This is a genomic window from Microbacterium sp. STF-2, from assembly GCF_034650155.1.
Classification (GTDB): Bacteria; Actinomycetota; Actinomycetes; order Actinomycetales; family Microbacteriaceae; genus Microbacterium; species Microbacterium maritypicum_A.
In genome coordinates, this window is record NZ_JARKMW010000001.1 from 388,795 (window position 1) to 407,036 (window position 18,242).

Below are 18,242 nucleotides of genomic sequence, written 5' to 3' on the forward strand. Positions count from 1 at the left end.
ATGCTCGGCATCCGGGGCCTTCGTCATCTCTGTCTCAGAAACCGATGACTTCGCGGTACCGAGGTTTGTGGCCCGTGCGGATACCGGTGACGCTGGGCTTGTTCTCGTAGACTCCGGCGCCCCAGTTGCCCTCGACGAGGACGGGACCGTCCGGGGAGACGACGACGTCCCAACCGACGTACTGCACCTGGGGCACGACGCGGGCGACTTCGTCGATGAACGCGCGCACCTCGTCCATGTAGGGCAGCTGGAAGTCGGCGATGCGGAAACCCGAGTCCGGGTGCGTCTCGTGCACGTGCCCGTGCGAGTCGTACCCGGCACCGACGGCATGACCGTTCTCGTCGAGCATCGTGTAGAAGCCGCCGAAGGTCATCTGATCGCTCACCGCACCGCGACCGAACTTCTGGGCCATGGCGAGGATGTGCGCCTTCTCACCATCGAAGAACGCGGTGATGCGGGTGGTGTTCACCGTGCCGGGGCACACGGCCGCAAGCGCGTCGTGCTGGCGGATCACCTCTTCGATCAGCAGCTCGCCTCGAGCGAGGAGCCCCTGGTGGAAATCGTTCCAGTCGGTGATGTCGGCGGCGTGATAGCGATGCACTCCGGTTCCGGCCTGTCCCACCGGTTCCTTCGTGACGATCGTGCCGAGTCGCTGTGTGAACTCGCGCACCGCGTCGGCGTTGCCCTGGTCGACGACCATCCATTCGCGGTGCAGGTGGTCGGAGAACTGCTTGTCGAACTCGACCTTGTCCTGGAAGATCCAGCGGTAGTCAGGGTGGTCATACCGCTGCGAGAGCTGGTTCGAGACGGGATGCGTCATGTAGGTGTCGCGCTCGGCCTTCGTCAGCATCGCGAAGTCGTAGTCGATGTAGTCCTGGAACCCGACGTTGTGGCGCGCGGCCGACCAGAGCATGTCCACGACGATGGCGGGGACGGCCTTGTGATGCTGAGCGGATGCCTCCTTGGCGCGTTCCACCACCGATCCGACGTCGATGCGGCGGGCACGTCCCATCAGATAGCGGATGCGGGGCGCGAGGGAAAGACGAGACATGAGGCTCCAGGGTCGGGGTCCCCACCAGTCTACGGGGGCCGGGACGGCCGACCTGAGAGCCGGAAGCTAGGGTGGAAGACGTGTGTGAGACGACTTCCAGCGCCCTGCCGCGTGCGATGATCTCCCGTTCGGCCCTGGCCGCGGGCGCCTTTGCTGCCGTGTCGGCAGGCGGCCGAGTCGCCGATCTTCGGCGTGACGCCTGGGGTCATGGTGTTCTCGCCGTCGCGCAGCTCGTGACGGCCGCAGGAGCCGAGCGAGTGCTCGTCGACGCCCGCGGAGAGGTGGAGGCGTTGCAGCTCGAGGGAATCGACGGCGTCACGACGGGTGAGCCGGACATCGACGCGACGCTCCTCTACGGTCTTCCTGATGCGACCGGACGCACGAGGACGCGACCGGTGATGCGGCTGACGGGTCGCGTCCTCTCCACCAAGGGGCTCCGGCCGGGAGACGCCGTCTCCTACGGTTACACCTACCGCGCCTCGCGTGAGACCACGGTGGCGCTGGTGACCGGTGGGTACGCCCAAGGCATCGTGCGCGCGCTCGGAAACCGTGCCGAGGTCGAGATCGACGGCGCAGCTCGCCCCATCGTCGGCCGGGTCGCCATGGACGTCTGCGTCGTCGACCTCCAAGGCGCGGATGCCGAGGCGGGCGCGGAGGTCACGTACTTCGGCGGCGAGGGTCAGGCGGGATCCTCCATCGCGCACTGGGCCGCCGTCACCGGAATGAGCCCGGCGGAACTCGTCACCGTGGCCGGCGCACATGCCGTGCGGGGGTGGGAGGCATGAGCCGTCCGGAGCTGCGCCTGAGCAGCAGCACGTTCCGGGCGAACATCGACGCGGTACGCGCCCGAGTGGCGCCGTCGACGTTGATGCTCGTGCTCAAGGACGACGCATACGGCCACGGACTCTCGTGGGCCGTCGAGTCCGCGGCCGACGCGGGCGTCACGTGGTTCGGCAGCTATGACATCCGTACTGGGTTGACCGTGCGCAGGATCGCCGGCGGCGACGCCAGGATCTTCGCGTGGGTGACGTCGACGGACGCCGAGATCGACGACGCCCTCATGCAGAGGCTCGACCTCGGGGTGGGCACGAGCGACTACCTTCGGCGGATCATCGCGCGCGCAGAGGCGCTCGGCACGTCCGCGCGCGTGCACCTGAAGATCGACACCGGCCTTCATCGCAACGGCATCCTGCCCGACGACTGGGCTGCGGCCGTCGCTGTCGCGCGCGACGCCGAGCGCGCAGGACTCCTGGAGTTCGAGGGGGTGTGGAGCCATATCGCCGAGGCGAGCGACGCGGACGACGACGTCGCACAATCGGTGTTCCTCGAAGCGGTCCGTACCGTGGAGGATTCGGGGACGACTCCTGCCGCGCTTCACCTGACCGCGTCGGCGGCGTCCTGGTGGCGCCCCGAACTGCGCGGAACGGTCTCGCGCATCGGAGCCTTCTGTTATGGCATCCGATCCGCGGACGGACCGGAACTCGAAGGCATCCTCCCGGCTGCGAGCCTCGTCGCGCCCGTCATCAGCGTCCAGCGGGACGACGTGACCATCGGCATCGGCAGTTTCGACGGATTCCCTTCGACACTGGCCGGAAGTCGCGTCGGCACCTCTGCAGGAACGCGCACCCTCACGTCGGTGGGACACACGACGTCGACTGTCGAAGGCTGGGCAGGAGCGACAGCGGGGGATCAGGTCGTGGTCTTCGGCGCCGGGACGCACGGAGAGACGTCGGCGACGACCCTCGCTGAGCGTATCGATACCGTGGGAGAAGAGATCCTCACCCGGCTCACATCACGTGTGCGGAGAGTCGTCGCCGATTGATTCGTGTCCGCTGACCGCAGTCGACTGACCAGGACCAGCCGACGTGCGTCAGGATTCGATCAGACCGTCTCGACGAGGCGGGCGGTCTCGTCGTGCCAGCTGGTGGCGATGCTGCGGAGCTTCTCTTCGTACTTGCGGCCGTGGTGGGCGCAGAACAGGAGCTCGGATCCGTTGACCTCAGCGGCGATGTACGCCTGAGCGCCGCATGAATCACAGCGATCCATGGCGGTCAGGCGGAACTCGACGGTGGAGGTGTCACGTTCGGTCGTTGCGTTCATCTCGGTGCCTCCTCGGGTGTCGGCTTCGCTGGGGGATTTGGTCAATACAACCACGCCCCACCTGTGCGCATGCCCGGTTTGCGGCGTGTTTCGCTCAGCGCGTACGCGACCCCCGTCGAGTAGCCCTCCGCGGGGAGTGTCTGCGGAGCCGGAACGACTAGCGAGATTAGACTCGGATATTGTGAATGCCGAGTACTCCGCCCATCATCTCCAGGTGCTCGAAGGCCTCGAGGCCGTCCGCAAGCGCCCAGGGATGTACATCGGGTCGAACGGGTCGCCCGGACTCATGCACTGCCTCTGGGAGATCATCGACAACTCCGTCGACGAGGCGGTGGCCGGCAACGGCACGAAGATCGACATCATCCTCCATGCCGACGGCAGTGTCGAGGTCCACGACCGTGGCCGCGGCATCCCGGTGGACGTCGAACCGCGCACCGGTCTGACCGGCGTCGAGGTGGTCTATACCAAACTGCACGCCGGTGGGAAGTTCGGCGGCGGGTCGTACGCGGCATCCGGTGGTCTGCATGGTGTCGGCGCCTCCGTGGTGAACGCGCTCTCCGAGCGCCTGGACGTCGAGGTCGATCGCGGCGGCAAGACCTACGCCATGTCGTTCCATCGTGGCGAACCGGGGGTCTTCGCAGACTCCGGAGAGAAGCGTCCCGACGCGCCGTTCACTCCCTTCCAGGAGAAGAGCGAGCTCCGCGTCATCGGCAAGGCGCCCCGCGGCGTGACCGGTACGCGGGTTCGCTACTGGGCCGATCGGCAGATCTTCACCAAGGACGCGGCCTTCCAGCTCTCCGAGCTCGAGACCCGCGCCCGACAGACGGCGTTCCTCGTCCCGGGTCTCGAGATCGAGGTCGCCGACAAGCGGACGAATCGTCCGGATGCTCCCGAGCTCGGCTCGGAGGATGCGGATGCCACCGGGACGGTGACGTCCTACCTCTATGAGGGCGGGATCTCGGAGTTCGTCGACTACCTCGCGGTCGATCCGCCGGTGACCGACAACTGGCGCATCCAGGGGGAGGGGACGTTCAAGGAGACCGTTCCCGTTCTGCAGGCCGACGGGCACATGGTCGCCACCGAGGTGGAGCGCGTGTGCGCCGTCGACATCGCGCTGCGGTGGGGCACCGGTTACGACACGCGCGTGCGGTCGTTCGTCAACATCATCGCGACGCCCAAGGGCGGAACCCATCAGCAGGGCTTCGAGCAAGAACTCCTCAAGGTTCTCCGCACCCAGGTCGAGCAGAACGCGCGTCGCCTCAAGGTCGGCAACGACAAGCTCGAGAAGGACGACGTCCTCGCGGGCCTCACAGCGGTGCTCACGGTGAACGTGCCCGAGCCGCAGTTCGAGGGGCAGACGAAGGAGATCCTCGGCACTCCGGCCGTCCGGCAGATCGTCGCCCAGGTGATCCGCAAGGACCTGGCCCAGCGATTCAGCTCGACCAAGCGCGACGACAAGAACCAGGCGTCGCAGCTGCTCGACAAGATCGTCTCGGAGATGAAGGCGCGCGTGTCGGCACGTGCGCACAAGGAGACGCAGCGCCGCAAGAACGCACTGGAGTCGTCGACCCTTCCGACGAAGCTCGTCGACTGCCGCACGAACGATGTCGAACGCAGCGAGCTCTTCATCGTCGAGGGAGACTCGGCGCTCGGCACCGCCAAGAACGCGCGCAACAGCGAGTTCCAGGCGCTGCTGCCGATTCGGGGAAAGATCCTCAACGTGCAGAAGGCGTCGGTCGGCGACATGTTGTCGAATGCGGAGTGCGCGTCGATCATCCAGGTGATCGGTGCAGGCTCCGGCCGGACCTTCGACATCGATGCGGCTCGCTACGGCAAGATCATCCTGATGAGCGATGCCGATGTCGACGGCGCCCACATCCGCACCCTCCTGCTCACCCTGTTCTTCCGCTACATGCGACCGCTGATCGAGCACGGCCGCGTGTTCGCCGCCGTCCCGCCGCTGCACAGGATCATCGTGATGAACCCGGGCTCGAAGCCGAACGAGACGATCTACACCTACAGCGAGCAGGAGATGCACACGCTGCTGGCGAAGCTCCGCAAGGCGGGCAAGCGCTGGCACGAGCCGATCCAGCGGTACAAGGGCTTGGGTGAGATGGACGCAGAACAGCTGGCGAACACCACGATGGACCGTTCCGGACGGCTGCTGCGTCGCGTGCGCATGGAGGATGCGGAGGCCGCGGGCCGCGTGTTCGAGCTCCTGATGGGCAACGAGGTCGCCCCGCGCCGCGAGTTCATCATCGACTCCTCCGACCGGCTGTCGCGCGAGTCGATCGACGCCTGAGCCCCGGAGACACGGAAGAAGCCGGCACGGGTCATCCCATGCCGGCTTCTTCGCTGCAGGCGGTCACCCCGCCTGCGGAGCACTCAGACCAGGGTGCGGCCGATGCTGCCGATCACGCCTTCTACGGGCTGTCCGGAGGCATCGCGACGTGCGCCGGTCTCGGGAAGCTTGCGCACGGCACCGGTCGGATCGACCGCCAGCGGTGGCTGGGGCCCGACCCACGCGACCGTGAGGCGATCCTCACCCTTCAGGAATGCGTGCGCGCGCACGCCGCCCGTGGCGCGACCCTTGGCCGGGTACTCGGTGAACGACGAGACCTTCGCGCGCCCCGGCTCCGTGCCGGGAAGTGCGCTGTCGCCTCCGGAGACGGTGGCGACGACCGACTCGGTGGCGGGATCGACGACACCGAAGAAGAGGACCGATGCCCCGGAGCTGAGCTTGACGCCGGCCATGCCGCCGGCCGGCGCCCCCTGCGGGCGCACGGAGGAGGCCGAGAAGTGCAGCAGCTGCGCGTCGGTCGTGACGAACACAAGTTCGGCGTCGTCCGGCGCCTCGGCCGCGCCCACCACCGTGTCGCCCTGCTTCAGGCCGATGACCTCGAGGTCGGGCCGCACGGGAAGCGCTGACGGGACGATGCGCTTGACCGTTCCCTGGGCGGTCCCGAGGGCGATCGGCGTATCGCTGTCGAACCGCACGAAACCGAGCACCCGCTCGCCCTTCGTCGTGATCCCGAGATAGTCGCGCAACGGCGTGCCGGCAGCGAGCTGAACCGAGGTGGCAGGCACGGAAGGCAGGTCGACGGGGGAGAAGCGGACGACGCGTCCGAGGTTCGTGAGCGCTCCGAGCTCGGCCCTGACCGTGGTCTCGACCGTGGTCAGGATCGCGTCGTGCTTGCTGCGACGTGCCGGGGCGGTGAGCTCCTGTCCTTCGCCGAGGTCGACTCGGACCGTGCGCCCGGTGGTCGAGAGGATGAGCGCCGTGGGGGCGTCGGCGATCTGCAGGTCGACCGCGCCCTTGGTGGCGCGGGGCTTGGGCGGTGCGGCGTTCATGAGCAGCGTGCGCCGGGGCGTGCCGTACGCGTCGGCCGCGGCATCGAGTTCCTTCGCGACCGCGGCGCGCAGCAGCACGGGGCTCCCCAGCAGCTCGCGGAGGGCGGCGATCTCGGCCAGCAACGCGTCTCGTTCGGTCTCGAGCTCGATGCGGGAGAACTTCGTCAGACGGCGCAGACGCAGTTCGAGGATGTACTCCGCCTGCAGCTCGCTCAGATCGAAGACCGAGCGCAGGCGGGTGCGGGCCTGCTCCGAGTCGTCGGATGAGCGGATGACCTGGATGACCTCGTCGATGTCGAGGATCGCGATGAGCAGCCCCTCGACGAGGTGCAGACGCTCCTCGCGCCGCTTCAGGCGGTAGCGGCTGCGCCGGGTGATGACCTCGAGGCGGTGGCCCACGTAGACGCTCAGCATCTCCTTGAGCCCGAGCGTGCGCGGCTGGCCTTCGACCAGAGCGACGTTGTTGATGCTGAACGAGTCTTCCAGCGGCGTCAGACGGTAGAGCTGCTCGAGGACGGCGTTCGGGTCGAAGCCCGTCTTGATGCCGATCGCGACGCGGAGTCCGTGGTTGCGGTCGGTGAGGTCGGTGACGTCGCTGATGCCCTGCAGCTTCTTCGACTGCACGGCGTCGCGGATCTTCTCCAGCAGACGCTCGGGGCCGACCATGTACGGCAGCTCCGACACGATGATGCCGGTGCGTCGAGGGCCGAGGGGCTCGATCGAGGTCTTCCCTCGGACCTTGAGCGCGCCGCGTCCGTTCGTGTAGGCGTCTTTGACCCCGTCCAGTCCCATCAGGATCCCGCCCGACGGGAAGTCCGGACCGGGAACGAACTCCATCAGGTCCTCGGTGGTCGCGTCCGGGTTCTCCAGGAGATGCGTGGCGGCCGCGACGACCTCGATCAGGTTGTGCGGCGCCATGTTGGTCGCCATGCCGACCGCGATGCCGCTCGCTCCGTTGACCAGGAGGTTCGGGAAAGCAGCGGGCAGGACAGCCGGCTGTTGGAACTGGCCGTCGTAGTTCGGGATGAAATCGACGACGTCCTCGTCGAGGTTCTCGGTGAGCGCGAGGGCGGCGGCGGCGAGCCGTGCCTCCGTGTATCGAGCCGCGGCCGGACCGTCGTCGAGGGAGCCGAAGTTGCCGTGTCCGTCGACCAGAGGGACGCGCAGCGCCCACTCCTGCGCGAGGCGCACCAGCGCGTCGTAGATCGCGGAGTCGCCGTGGGGGTGGAGCTTTCCCATGACCTCGCCGACCACGCGGGCGCTCTTGACATGACCGCGGTCGGGGCGAAGGCCCATCTCGGCCATCTGGTACAGGATGCGGCGTTGCACCGGTTTCAGACCATCGCGCGCATCGGGGAGCGCGCGCGAGTAGATCACCGAGTATGCGTACTCGAGGAACGAGCCCTGCATCTCGGTGGAGAGGTCGATGTCCTGGATGCGCTCCTCGACAGGCTCGGGCGGCGGGGTTTTCGGCATGGACTTCCTGAAGGCATACGGGAGCCTGTGTCAGACTGGCTCGGATGTCCTTCATGCTACCGTCCGCGTCGCCGAGTGCCCGGAGTGTCGTCGGGGTGGCGGACGACCTGCTCGCCGCCCTCCGCGGCGAATCGGCGCTGTTGCCGCGCGCAGACTCGGCCGTGCTCGTCGTAATCGACGGGCTCGGAGCGATCAGTCTGCGGGCACACGCCGGTCACGCACGTGCGTTGACGGCGGGGATGGCGAAGAAGGACGTCGCGCAGTCGGTCTTCCCCTCCACCACCGCGGCGGCGCTGACCAGCATCGTCACCGGTGTCTGGCCGGGGGAGCACGGCCTCGTCGGCTACCGAGTGCTCGATCCGACCCGCGACGTGCTCGTCAACCAGCTCAGCGGCTGGGAGACCGACGGGATCGACCCGTATACGTGGCAGGCGGCTCCCACGATCTTCGAGCGCGCCGGTGGTGCCGGCCACGAGAGTTTCGCCGTGGGGTTCGCCGGATACGCGCACAGCGGCTTCACCAAAGCCACTCTCCGAGGTGCCGAGTTCGTCGCAGCCACCACAGCGGCGTCGCGTATCGAAGCCGCCTATGCGCTCGCTCAGTCCCATCCGGGCTCGCTGGTCTACTGCTACCTTCCAGAGGTCGACAAGGCCGGCCACAAGTACGGCATCGCCTCGTCCGAATGGGTCGCGGCGCTCGAGGACGTCGATGCCGCTCTTTCCGCACGGGTGCCCCCGGGCGTCGGGGTCGTGGTCACGTCGGATCATGGGATGGTCGATGTGGCGCCGAACCGACAGATCGTGCTCGAAGCGGACCACCTCGAAGGCGTCCGACACGTGGGTGGTGAACCGCGGATGCTGCACGCCTATCTGGAGCCCGATGCGGATGGCGTCTCGCTGGTATCGCGCTGGCGTGCGGATCTCGAGGGGGTCGCCGATGTCGTCACCCGCGAGGAGGCCGTGCGTGCGGGCCTCTTCGGACCCACGGTCTCCGAGGCGGCCTCGCCTCGGATCGGTGACGTGCTCGCGATCGCGCGTGGGTCGTGGGCGGTCTATGACGGCACGGCTGCGGACCAGCGCGGTCGCGGAATGGTCGGCCAGCACGGTGCACTCACACCGGAGGAGCGGCAGGTCCCCGTCGTCAGGCTCGGCGCTTTCGCTCGCTGACGACGATCGCCCGGTATGCTCTCCGGCACGACTTCCCGGCGAGCACTCTCAGGCCGGTCTCACTCGTCCGTTCGTGCGCCGAAGACGATCTCGTCCCAAGAGGGCATGGCGTTGCGACGACGTCTCCGGCCTGTGGATTCGCCGGAATCCGAGTTGGTCGTCTGAGGCGCGGGCTGCGGAGACTGCGGCTCGTCGTCCGGCTGCTCCAGGACCTCGAAGAGCGAGATCGGGCTCTGATCGGCCCGATCTGCGTCCGTGGGCTCATCCAGCAGCGGCGCGGTCTCGCGCTGGCCGCGACGACGGCGGAGAGCTTCGAGAAGGTCTGCGGTCTCGGGGCTCGTCGTCTGTGATGCCGGTGCGCGTTTGATCGCGGCGTCCTGTGCGGCCGCGTCGGAACGCTCGGGAAGGGAGGGATCCTCGATCTCGGCGTCGGGAGCAGGGAGCAGACGGGGGCCGAATGCGCCGGAGTCGAAGCGGCTCTCGTCCTTGTACGGAGAGGTGATCCGTTCTGCGTCCACGGCCCGCAGGCGGGGGATGAGTCCCTCGGGCAGCGAGCCCTGGCGGGACAGCTGCGTGGCGTCCGCATTGAGCGGCGAGAGGGCGCTGCGGCGGGGATCGAAGCTCCAGCGGGCGTCGTGCTCGACGTCGTTGGCGGTGAACTCGAGCTTGATGGTCCAGCCCGAGTCCTCCTTCCAGCTCGCCCAACGCTCCGACGTCGCTTCGACCTCCGCGAGCTTGGCGCGGACGGCAACTCCGAAGGTGGGCTGCGCGTCGGGCTCGACCTCGCTGCCGATGAGAACGGGAACGGCGAGGGCCTGGCCGATGACGTGCTCGCGTTCGGCCAGGACGGGGCCTTCGAAACGGGCGACGTCGTCGACGCTGATACCCAGGAGCTCGGCAACCTCCGGAGCCGTGAGACCGGCTCGGATCTGCGCCTGGATATCACGCGGACTCGCGGCGAGCTTCTGTGCCGTCGGCTCACTCTGACGGGTGGCGCGACGGATCTCGCGCTGCAGCATGTCGTCGATGGGCAGCGCGAACCGCTCGCCCGACTCGGTCGCGAGTACGAGGACTCCTGCTTCTGTGCCGACGATGGTGACGTTTTCCATGCGAATGCCCCTCTGATGGGTGTCTCATCATGGTGTCACGCATGGGGCATCCGGGCCGGGAATACCCTGGGCGTGCCGTGAGTTTGTTCAGGCGAACGGGCGAGCATTTGCGTTATGTCGTCCGGTCGTGCAAACTATGGCCGCCGAATACCCGACGGCGCACCACCCACTCGCACCATGAAAGTGGAGATCTACCGCATGGCAACCGATTACGACGCCCCCCGAAAGAGCGAAGACGACTCCGAGTCGATCGAAGCCCTGAAGGAGCGTGTGCCGGACAAGCTCTCCGGCTCAAGCGGGGACGAAGACTCCGACAACCCGTCGAGCTTCGACCTTCCGGGTGCCGACCTCTCCGATCTCGAGCTCGACGTCGTCGTGCTGCCCGCGCAGCAGGACGAGTTCACGTGCATGAGCTGCTTCCTCGTGAAGCACCGTTCACAGCTCGACCACGAGGGCGCATCCGGGCCCATCTGCAAGGAGTGCGCTGCGTAAGCAGTCCTCCGAGCGACGTATCACGCGCCCCCGACCACTCCGGTCAGGGGCGCGCTGTCGTATGCGGGTGCCTCTCGGCTCCGCACCTCAGCTCTGCCTCTTCGTGCCGCGTCTCAGCTCTGCGCAGCGCGGATCGCCGCTGCCAGTCGATCCGGCGTGCGTGTCGAGACGGTCCACGTGTCGACGGGGTCGTCCGGGTCGAGATTCGGGACGACGACGATTCCGTCGATGCCACCGCGGATCAGGTGCCACCCGCGCGCCGGGAGCCCGGGGCCGCGAGCCTGCCGGGCGTCGTCGCCGGTCAGGGCCACCGGCTCGCCGAGATGCTTCGTGTCGATGTGCGCGCGGCCGGCGCGCAGTACCGTGCCGATGACGGAGACGACAGGGGTGGCCGCGATGAAGCCCAGCACCAGGAGGGCCGATACGGCGGCGCCGAGGGCCAGTGCGACTGTCGAGCCGATCGGCACGAAGACGAGCGACACCATGGGGCCGGCGACCGCGACGGTCACGAGCAGCCAGAGGCTCGGCGAGAGTCTTTCGCGGTAGCGGGGACGTGCGTCTGTGGCGGGGTTCTGCATTAGCCTCATGGGGTGACCGATTCCGTTGATGTCCCCATTATCGCTGCAGTGGTGCCCGGGTATGCGCATCCGGGCGATGCCGGTGCCGATCTGGTCGCGGCGGAGGCCGTGCACCTCGAGCCGGGGGAGCGTGCACTGGTGCCGACGGGCGTCAGCATTGCGCTGCCCGACGGGTACGCCGCTTTCGTGGTTCCGCGCAGCGGACTGGCCGCGAAGCACGGGATCTCGATCGTGAATTCGCCGGGGACGGTGGATGCCGGGTATCGCGGTGAGATCAAGGTGAGCCTGATCAACACGGATACCCAGAGCGCGTACGATGTGGCGGTCGGCGATCGTATCGCGCAGCTGATCATCATGCCGGTCACGCGCGCCACGTTCATCCCGGTCGACGAGCTGCCGGACAGCGTCCGCGGTGCCGGTGGGTTCGGTTCCACCGGTTACCAGGCAGCGACCCACCAGAACGAAGCAGGACAGGCCAATGACTGACAACAACGAGACCCCTTCGAAGTCGGCACCGCTGAATCGTGCCACCGACGGTCCCTTCGACGATTCCGAGGCGAACCCGGTCCGTCCCTACATCGACCTCGGCGGCATCAAGATCCTGCCGCGCGAAGGTCTGAACCTGCGCCTCGAGGTCGAGGAGCAGTCGAAGCGCATCGTGGCGGTCGGCCTCGATTACGCGGACTCCTCGCTGCAGGTGCAGCCCTTCGCCGCACCGCGCACCGGAGGACTGTGGGACGAGACCCGCGTACAGCTCCGCGACCAGGTCAAGGCGCAGGGCGGCCGCGTGGAAGAGCGCGAAGGCCCGCTGGGCAAGGAGCTCCTCGCCGAGGTCCCCGCCACGGCGGCGGAGGGATCCGGTCTGCGCCTCGCGCGCTTCATCGGCATCGACGGCCCGCGCTGGTTCCTCCGCGGCGTGATCGGCGGCGCCGGCGCCTCGGACCCCGAAGCGGCGGAGAAGGTCGAAGACCTCTTCCGGTCGATCGTGGTCGTCCGCGGCGGGTCTCCGATGCCGCCGCGCGACCTGATCCCGCTCAAGATGCCGGCGACCCCTGGTTCCGCGTGAGCACTCCCGAGCCCGACGCCGAACGGGAGAAGAGCACCTCCGAGATCCTCGGGGAGGCCCTCGGAGGAGTCGCGCGTCGTGCCGGGCTCGACCCGTCGGAGAGTGCGGCCACCCACACGGTCGTGTGGACCGCCATGGGCGGGTGGCGGGGCATCCTCGAGTCGGTGCTGCCCAGCCTCGCGTTCGTGATCATCTTCACGATCCGCCCCGAGCCGCTGATCCTCTCGCTCGGCATCTCGGTCGGTCTCGCAGCCGTCTTCACGATCGTCCGACTCGTGCAGAAGTCGCCGCCCTCGGCCGCCCTCGGCGGTCTCATCGCCGCGGTCGGCGCGGCAGCGCTGGCTCTGTGGACCGGACGCGGCGCCGACAACTTCGTCCCGGGGCTCATCACCAACGCGGTCTACGGCTCGGTCATCCTGGTGTCGGCACTGATCGGCTGGTCGCTGATCGGCCTCGCCGTCGGATTCCTGATGGGGGAGGGCACCACCTGGCGGAACGATCGCCGCAAGCGACGTGCCTACTTCTGGCTGGGGATCGCCTGGGCCGCGCTGTTCTTCACCCGGCTGGCTGTGCAGCTGCCCCTTTATCTGGCCGGTGACGTCACGGCGCTGGGCACGCTCAAACTCATCATGGGGCTGCCGCTGTTCGCCCCGCTGATCGCCGTCACGTGGCTCGTGGTCCGCGCGTTGCACCCGCGCGAGCCCGCGCGCGAGGATGCCCCCGAGGCGTGATAGATTTATCTTGACATCAAGATAAATCGCAGGCTTTCGCCGGTGAGCTGCGCGGAGCAGACTGGTTAGGTCCGCCTTGCTAGCCGCAGGGGCTCGCTGGCGAGCAAGATGGAGGCGCCTGTCGCTCCCATCCGAATAGAAGGAGACGGATTCGTGTCCACGGTGAACAGCTTCGGTGCCAAGAGCACCCTGACAGTCGGCAGCACCGACTATGAGATCTTCCGCATCGACACGGTGCCGGGTTTCGAGAAGCTTCCCTTCAGTCTCAAGGTCCTCCTGGAGAACCTGCTTCGCACCGAAGACGGCGCGAATGTGACGAAGGCGCAGATCGAGGCGCTGGGTTCGTGGGATGCCGCGGCCGAGCCGAACACCGAGATCCAGTTCACGCCGGCCCGTGTGGTCATGCAGGACTTCACCGGTGTGCCGTGCATCGTCGACCTCGCCACCATGCGCGAGGCCGTGACGGCACTCGGCGGTGACGCGAACAAGATCAACCCGCTCTCGCCCGCCGAGATGGTCATCGACCACTCCGTGATCGCCGACCTGTTCGGCTCGGAGAACGCCCTCGAGCGCAACGTCGAGATCGAGTACGAGCGCAACGGCGAGCGTTATCAGTTCCTGCGTTGGGGTCAGACTGCGTTCAGCGACTTCAAGGTCGTCCCGCCGGGCACCGGCATCGTCCACCAGGTGAACATCGAGCATCTGGCCAAGGTCATCTACGACCGCAACGTCGACGGTGTGCTCCGCGCATACCCCGACACCTGCGTCGGCACCGACTCGCACACCACCATGGTCAACGGCCTCGGCGTGCTGGGCTGGGGCGTCGGCGGCATCGAGGCCGAGGCAGCCATGCTCGGCCAGCCCGTGTCGATGCTCATCCCGCGCGTCGTGGGCTTCAAGCTCTCCGGCGAGATCCCCGCCGGCGTGACCGCGACCGACGTGGTGCTCACGATCACCGACCTGCTGCGCAAGCACGGTGTGGTCGGCAAGTTCGTCGAGTTCTACGGCGAGGGCGTCGCGTCGGTGCCGCTCGCCAACCGCGCGACCATCGGCAACATGTCGCCGGAGTTCGGCTCCACCGCCGCGATCTTCCCGATCGACGACGTGACGCTCGACTACCTGCGACTCACCGGCCGCAGCGAAGAGGCCGTCGCGCTGGTCGAGGCTTACGCCAAGGAGCAGAAGCTCTGGCACGACGCCGCGCACGAGCCCACGTTCAGCGAGTACCTCGAGCTCGACCTCGGCACCGTCGTGCCGTCGATCGCCGGCCCGAAGCGCCCGCAGGACCGCATCCTGCTCTCCGAGGCGAAGTCGCAGTTCGAGCAGGACATCCTGAGCTACGCGACGGCATCGACCTCCGACTCGATCGTCGACCTCGAATCGAAGCACTCCTTCCCGGCCTCCGACCCCGGACAGGCACCCGGCGACGAAGAGCCCACCACGCGTCCGGTGCACATCAACAGCGGCGCACCGGCTAACGCCTCGAAGCCCGTGCCGGTCACGACGCCGTCGGGGGAGAAGTACATCCTCGACAACGGTGCCGTCACCCTCGCGGCCATCACCTCGTGCACCAACACGTCGAACCCGTCGGTGATGATCGCCGCCGGTCTCGTCGCACGCAAGGCTCTCGAGAAGGGTCTGAAGCAGAAGCCGTGGGTCAAGACCACGCTCGGCCCGGGGTCGAAGGTCGTCACCGACTACTACGAGAAGTCCGGACTCGACAAGGACCTCGAGGGCCTCGGCTTCTACACCGTCGGCTACGGCTGCACCATCTGCATCGGCAACTCGGGTCCGCTGATCGAAGAGGTCTCCGAAGCGATCAACTCGCACGACCTCGCCGTCACCGCGGTCCTCTCCGGAAACCGCAACTTCGAGGGTCGCATCAGCCCCGACGTGAAGATGAACTACCTCGCCAGCCCGCCGCTGGTCATCGCGTACGCGCTGGCCGGGTCGATGCACTTCGACTTCGAGAACGACGCGCTCGGCAAGGGCACCGACGGCGAAGACGTCTTCCTGAAGGACATCTGGCCGACCCCGGCCGAGGTGCAGGAACTCGTCGACTCCTCGATCTCGCGCGAGCAGTTCATCAAGCAGTACGCGACGGTCTTCGACGGTGACGAGCGCTGGCGCAGCCTGCCCACTCCGGACGACGCGATCTTCCAGTGGGACGAGAACTCCACGTACGTGCGCAAGGCGCCGTACTTCGAGGGCATGACGATGGAGCTCACCCCGGTGAAGGACATCGAGGGTGCGCGCGTGATGGCGACGCTCGGCGACTCGGTCACCACCGACCACATCTCGCCCGCCGGGAACATCAAGGCCGGAACGCCCGCGGCGCAGTACCTCACGGAGCACGGCGTGGACCGCAAGGACTTCAACTCCTTCGGCTCGCGTCGCGGCAACCACGAGGTCATGATCCGCGGAACCTTCGCGAACATCCGTCTGAAGAACGCGATGGTCGCTGCCGTGAACGACGGACAGGTCGTCGAGGGTGGCTTCACCCGCGACTTCACGCAGCCCGGTGGCCCGCAGTCGTACATCTACGACGCGAGCATGAACTATCAGGAGCAGGGCACGCCCCTCGTCATCTTCGGTGGCAAGGAGTACGGCTCGGGTTCGTCGCGTGACTGGGCGGCCAAGGGCACGAGCCTGCTGGGCGTCAAGGCGGTCATCACCGAGAGCTTCGAGCGCATCCACCGCTCGAACCTGATCGGCATGGGTGTCGTCCCGCTGCAGTTCCCCGCCGGCGAGAGCTGGGAATCGCTGGGCCTCGACGGCACCGAGATCGTCTCGATCTCGGGTCTGGAAGAGCTCAACAACGGTGTCACGCCCAAGACGGTCAAGGTCACGGCCACCCCGAGCGAGAACTCGCCCGAGGGCAAGCAGCCGGTGGAGTTCGATGCTGTCGTCCGCATCGACACCCCCGGAGAAGCCGACTACTACCGCAACGGCGGCATCCTGCAGTACGTGCTGCGTTCGCTGGTCTGATCGCACGAGACGAAGGGGCTCGGGTCTGCGGACCGGGGCCCCTTCGTCGTGCCGACCCTTCCTGTCAAGGGGGTCCGATTCGCCGTGCTCTCCGAGTCCGGCGGGGTAGGATCGAGGGGCGCTCGCACCGTCGTCGGGCGCTTCTGACGGAGCCTGTGAGGAGGTGCAGATGCCCATTCTTCCGAGCATCTCTGGACCCCGTGATCTCGATGCACTCTCGACCGACCAGTTGACCGAGCTCGCTGCGGAGATCCGCACGTTCCTGGTCGAGAACGTGTCCAGGACGGGCGGCCACCTCGGCCCCAACCTCGGCGTCGTCGAACTCACGATCGCTCTCCATCGAGTGTTCTCCTCCCCGGACGACCCCTTCATCTTCGACACCGGACACCAGTCCTACGTGCACAAGCTCCTCACCGGGCGCCAGGACTTCTCGGCGCTGCGCGTGCGCGGTGGTCTCGCCGGGTACCCGCAGCGGGGCGAGAGCGCCCATGATGTGGTGGAGTCGTCGCACGCGTCCAGCTCGCTCAGCTGGGCGGACGGCATCTCCCGCGCCTTGACGGCCACCGGTCGTGCCGACCGGCACGTGGTCGCGGTCGTCGGCGACGGCGCGCTGACCGGCGGCATGACCTGGGAGGCGTTGAACAACATCTCCGATGACAACGACCGCAACCTGGTCATCGTCGTCAACGACAACGGACGCTCCTACGCGCCGACGATCGGCGGCATGTCGCGGTACCTCAACCGCGTGCGCACGGCAGCAGCCTACAAGGACCTCCACCAGCGGTCCGATCGCCTGTTCCGCGCTTTCGGGCCTGTGGGACGTGCGGTGTTCCGCGGCGTCCGGGGAGGCACGCACGGGTTCCTGTCGAGGTTCACCAACAACGAGGCGCTGTACTCCAACCTCGACATCAAGTACCTCGGTCCGGTCGACGGCCACGATCTTCCCGCGCTCCTCGAGACTCTGGAGTTGGCGAAGTCGTACGGTGCGCCCGTCATCGTCCACACCATCACCGAGAAGGGCCGTGGCTACCAGCCGGCCCGCGACGACGAAGCCGATCAGTTCCACGCCGTCGGCAAGATCGACCCCACGACCGGCGAGACCCTGTCGTCCGGTGGGCGTGGGTGGACCGATGTGTTCTCCGACGCGTTGGTGGCCGTCGGCGAGCAGCGCGACGATGTGATCGCGATGACGGCTGCGATGCTGCGCCCCACCGGCCTCGCGCCGTTCGCCGAACGCTTCCCCGATCGCGTCTATGACGTGGGCATCGCAGAACAGCACGCGGTGGCGTCAGCGGCTGGTCTGGCCTACGGGGGCTTGCACCCCGTCGTCGCCCTGTACGCCACGTTCATGGGACGCGCCTTCGACCAGGTGCTGATGGACGTGGCTCTGCACCGTGCCGGAGTCACCTTCGTCCTCGATCGAGCGGGCGTCACCGGTCCCGACGGTCCCAGCCACCACGGCATGTGGGATCTCGCGATGCTGCAGATCGTCCCGCACATCCGCATCGCCGCGCCGCGTGATGGGGCGCGGCTGACGGAGGCCCTCGGGGAGGCCGTCGACGTCGAAGACGCTCCGACGGTCATCCGCTTCCCGAAGGGCGAGGTCGCCGCCGATCTTCCCGCGATCGAACGTCTGAGCGACGGCGTCGATGTGCTCGCCCGCGGCGAATCCGAAGACGTCCTGATCGTCGCCATCGGACCATTCGCCGAACTCGCTCTCGATGTCGCGGACCGCCTTCGAGCGCAGGGGATCGGCGCGACGGTCATCGACCCGCGCTGGGCTATTCCGGTGCAGCCGTCGATCGTGGAACTCGCCGCCCATCACCGCCTCGTGATCACCCTCGAAGACGGCATCCGGGTCGGAGGCATCGGCACCCGTGTACGTCAGGTCCTTCGCGAGGCGGGCATCGACACCGCGGTGGATGAGCTGGGTCTTCCCGACGAGTTCATCGACCACGCATCGCGTGATCAGATCCTCGTCGACGCCGGCCTCACAGCGCCGAAGATCGCACAGGACATCGTGTCGCAGGTGCTCGGGACGCGAATCCCGAAGGCGCGTCACGCGGGAGAGACAGGAACCATCGATCTTCCGCTGCACGAACGGCACTGACGCTCGCTCCGACCTTGCGGAATC

The 18,242-nt window shown here is 67.5% G+C and carries 15 protein-coding genes; 10 read left to right on the forward strand and 5 right to left on the reverse strand.

Features of this window, described 5'->3' with window-relative positions:
• Positions 1–34: 34 nt before the first annotated feature.
• Complete coding sequence (locus tag MicroSTF_RS01880) at positions 35–1,051, reverse strand: sugar-transfer associated ATP-grasp domain-containing protein (RefSeq protein ID WP_322953205.1); 1,017 nt, start codon at positions 1,049–1,051, stop codon at positions 35–37.
• Between the two features lie 80 nt (positions 1,052–1,131).
• Between MicroSTF_RS01880 and MicroSTF_RS01885 the strand changes: the two genes are divergently transcribed.
• Both MicroSTF_RS01885 and MicroSTF_RS01890 read left to right on the forward strand, forming a co-directional pair.
• Positions 1,132–1,836 (forward strand): alanine racemase, encoded by a 705-nt coding sequence (locus tag MicroSTF_RS01885; protein WP_315073460.1) that lies wholly within the window; start codon positions 1,132–1,134, stop codon positions 1,834–1,836.
• Positions 1,833–2,873: an alanine racemase gene (locus tag MicroSTF_RS01890; protein WP_322953209.1), complete on the forward strand. Its 1,041-nt coding sequence runs from the start codon at positions 1,833–1,835 to the stop codon at positions 2,871–2,873. The genes MicroSTF_RS01885 and MicroSTF_RS01890 overlap by 4 nt, the downstream gene beginning before the upstream one ends.
• A gap of 59 nt (positions 2,874–2,932) precedes the next feature.
• Here the strand turns inward: MicroSTF_RS01890 and MicroSTF_RS01895 are convergent, their stop codons facing one another.
• Positions 2,933–3,151 (reverse strand): hypothetical protein, encoded by a 219-nt coding sequence (locus tag MicroSTF_RS01895; RefSeq protein ID WP_021200689.1) that lies wholly within the window; start codon positions 3,149–3,151, stop codon positions 2,933–2,935.
• 181 nt (positions 3,152–3,332) lie between these two features.
• Here MicroSTF_RS01895 and MicroSTF_RS01900 point away from each other — a divergent pair, with 181 nt between their 5' ends.
• Positions 3,333–5,453, forward strand: coding sequence for a DNA gyrase/topoisomerase IV subunit B (locus tag MicroSTF_RS01900; RefSeq protein ID WP_021200688.1), 2,121 nt, complete (start codon positions 3,333–3,335; stop codon positions 5,451–5,453).
• An 83-nt stretch (positions 5,454–5,536) separates the two neighbouring features.
• On the opposite strand, the gene MicroSTF_RS01905 is transcribed toward MicroSTF_RS01900, so the two are convergent.
• A complete protein-coding gene (locus tag MicroSTF_RS01905; protein WP_297553756.1) occupies positions 5,537–7,978 on the reverse strand; it encodes a DNA gyrase/topoisomerase IV subunit A in 2,442 nt (813 codons plus the stop codon).
• A 44-nt stretch (positions 7,979–8,022) separates the two neighbouring features.
• Between MicroSTF_RS01905 and MicroSTF_RS01910 the strand changes: the two genes are divergently transcribed.
• Positions 8,023–9,144, forward strand: a complete 1,122-nt coding sequence (locus MicroSTF_RS01910) for an alkaline phosphatase family protein (protein WP_168440988.1) — start codon at positions 8,023–8,025, stop codon at positions 9,142–9,144.
• Between the two features lie 59 nt (positions 9,145–9,203).
• Here MicroSTF_RS01910 and sepH read toward each other — a convergent pair whose 3' ends face one another.
• A complete protein-coding gene (gene sepH, locus MicroSTF_RS01915) occupies positions 9,204–10,253 on the reverse strand; it encodes a septation protein SepH (RefSeq protein WP_021200685.1) in 1,050 nt (349 codons plus the stop codon).
• Between the two features lie 198 nt (positions 10,254–10,451).
• Here sepH and MicroSTF_RS01920 point away from each other — a divergent pair, with 198 nt between their 5' ends.
• Positions 10,452–10,745 carry a DUF4193 domain-containing protein gene (locus MicroSTF_RS01920; RefSeq protein WP_029259298.1) on the forward strand — a complete coding sequence of 98 codons (294 nt, stop codon included), beginning with the start codon at positions 10,452–10,454 and terminating at the stop codon, positions 10,743–10,745.
• A 113-nt stretch (positions 10,746–10,858) separates the two neighbouring features.
• Here the strand turns inward: MicroSTF_RS01920 and MicroSTF_RS01925 are convergent, their stop codons facing one another.
• Positions 10,859–11,323, reverse strand: a complete 465-nt coding sequence (locus MicroSTF_RS01925; protein WP_322953223.1) for a DUF3093 domain-containing protein — start codon at positions 11,321–11,323, stop codon at positions 10,859–10,861.
• 12 nt (positions 11,324–11,335) lie between these two features.
• On the opposite strand from MicroSTF_RS01925, the gene dut reads away from it, so the two are divergent.
• The 5 genes from dut (at position 11,336) to dxs (ending at position 18,218) form a co-directional block, all read left to right on the forward strand.
• Positions 11,336–11,809: a dUTP diphosphatase gene (gene dut / locus MicroSTF_RS01930; protein WP_046398983.1), complete on the forward strand. Its 474-nt coding sequence runs from the start codon at positions 11,336–11,338 to the stop codon at positions 11,807–11,809.
• Positions 11,802–12,389, forward strand: a complete 588-nt coding sequence (locus tag MicroSTF_RS01935; protein ID WP_021200682.1) for a DUF3710 domain-containing protein — start codon at positions 11,802–11,804, stop codon at positions 12,387–12,389. Before dut ends, MicroSTF_RS01935 begins: the two co-directional genes overlap by 8 nt.
• Positions 12,386–13,120, forward strand: a complete 735-nt coding sequence (locus MicroSTF_RS01940) for a DUF3159 domain-containing protein (RefSeq protein ID WP_322953227.1) — start codon at positions 12,386–12,388, stop codon at positions 13,118–13,120. The genes MicroSTF_RS01935 and MicroSTF_RS01940 overlap by 4 nt, the downstream gene beginning before the upstream one ends.
• A 153-nt stretch (positions 13,121–13,273) precedes the next feature.
• Positions 13,274–16,108 (forward strand): aconitate hydratase, encoded by a 2,835-nt coding sequence (locus MicroSTF_RS01945; RefSeq protein WP_021200680.1) that lies wholly within the window; start codon positions 13,274–13,276, stop codon positions 16,106–16,108.
• Positions 16,109–16,277: 169 nt separating this feature from the next.
• Complete coding sequence (gene dxs, locus MicroSTF_RS01950) at positions 16,278–18,218, forward strand: 1-deoxy-D-xylulose-5-phosphate synthase (protein WP_029259296.1); 1,941 nt, start codon at positions 16,278–16,280, stop codon at positions 18,216–18,218.
• Positions 18,219–18,242 lie beyond the last annotated feature (24 nt).

Excerpts from the sequence above, each read along its gene's own strand:
- MicroSTF_RS01910 (WP_168440988.1), top strand. The coding sequence starts at position 8,023 with ATGTCCTTCATGCTACCGTCCGCGTCGCCGAGTGCCCGGAGTGTCGTC.
- MicroSTF_RS01890 (WP_322953209.1), top strand. The coding sequence starts at position 1,833 with ATGAGCCGTCCGGAGCTGCGCCTGAGCAGCAGCACGTTCCGGGCGAAC.
- MicroSTF_RS01925 (WP_322953223.1), bottom strand. The coding sequence starts at position 11,323 with ATGCAGAACCCCGCCACAGACGCACGTCCCCGCTACCGCGAAAGACTC.
- MicroSTF_RS01920 (WP_029259298.1), top strand. The coding sequence starts at position 10,452 with ATGGCAACCGATTACGACGCCCCCCGAAAGAGCGAAGACGACTCCGAG.
- dxs (WP_029259296.1), top strand. The coding sequence starts at position 16,278 with ATGCCCATTCTTCCGAGCATCTCTGGACCCCGTGATCTCGATGCACTC.
- MicroSTF_RS01905 (WP_297553756.1), bottom strand. The coding sequence starts at position 7,978 with ATGCCGAAAACCCCGCCGCCCGAGCCTGTCGAGGAGCGCATCCAGGAC.
- MicroSTF_RS01935 (WP_021200682.1), top strand. The coding sequence starts at position 11,802 with ATGACTGACAACAACGAGACCCCTTCGAAGTCGGCACCGCTGAATCGT.
- MicroSTF_RS01880 (WP_322953205.1), bottom strand. The coding sequence starts at position 1,051 with ATGTCTCGTCTTTCCCTCGCGCCCCGCATCCGCTATCTGATGGGACGT.
- MicroSTF_RS01895 (WP_021200689.1), bottom strand. The coding sequence starts at position 3,151 with ATGAACGCAACGACCGAACGTGACACCTCCACCGTCGAGTTCCGCCTG.
- sepH (WP_021200685.1), bottom strand. The coding sequence starts at position 10,253 with ATGGAAAACGTCACCATCGTCGGCACAGAAGCAGGAGTCCTCGTACTC.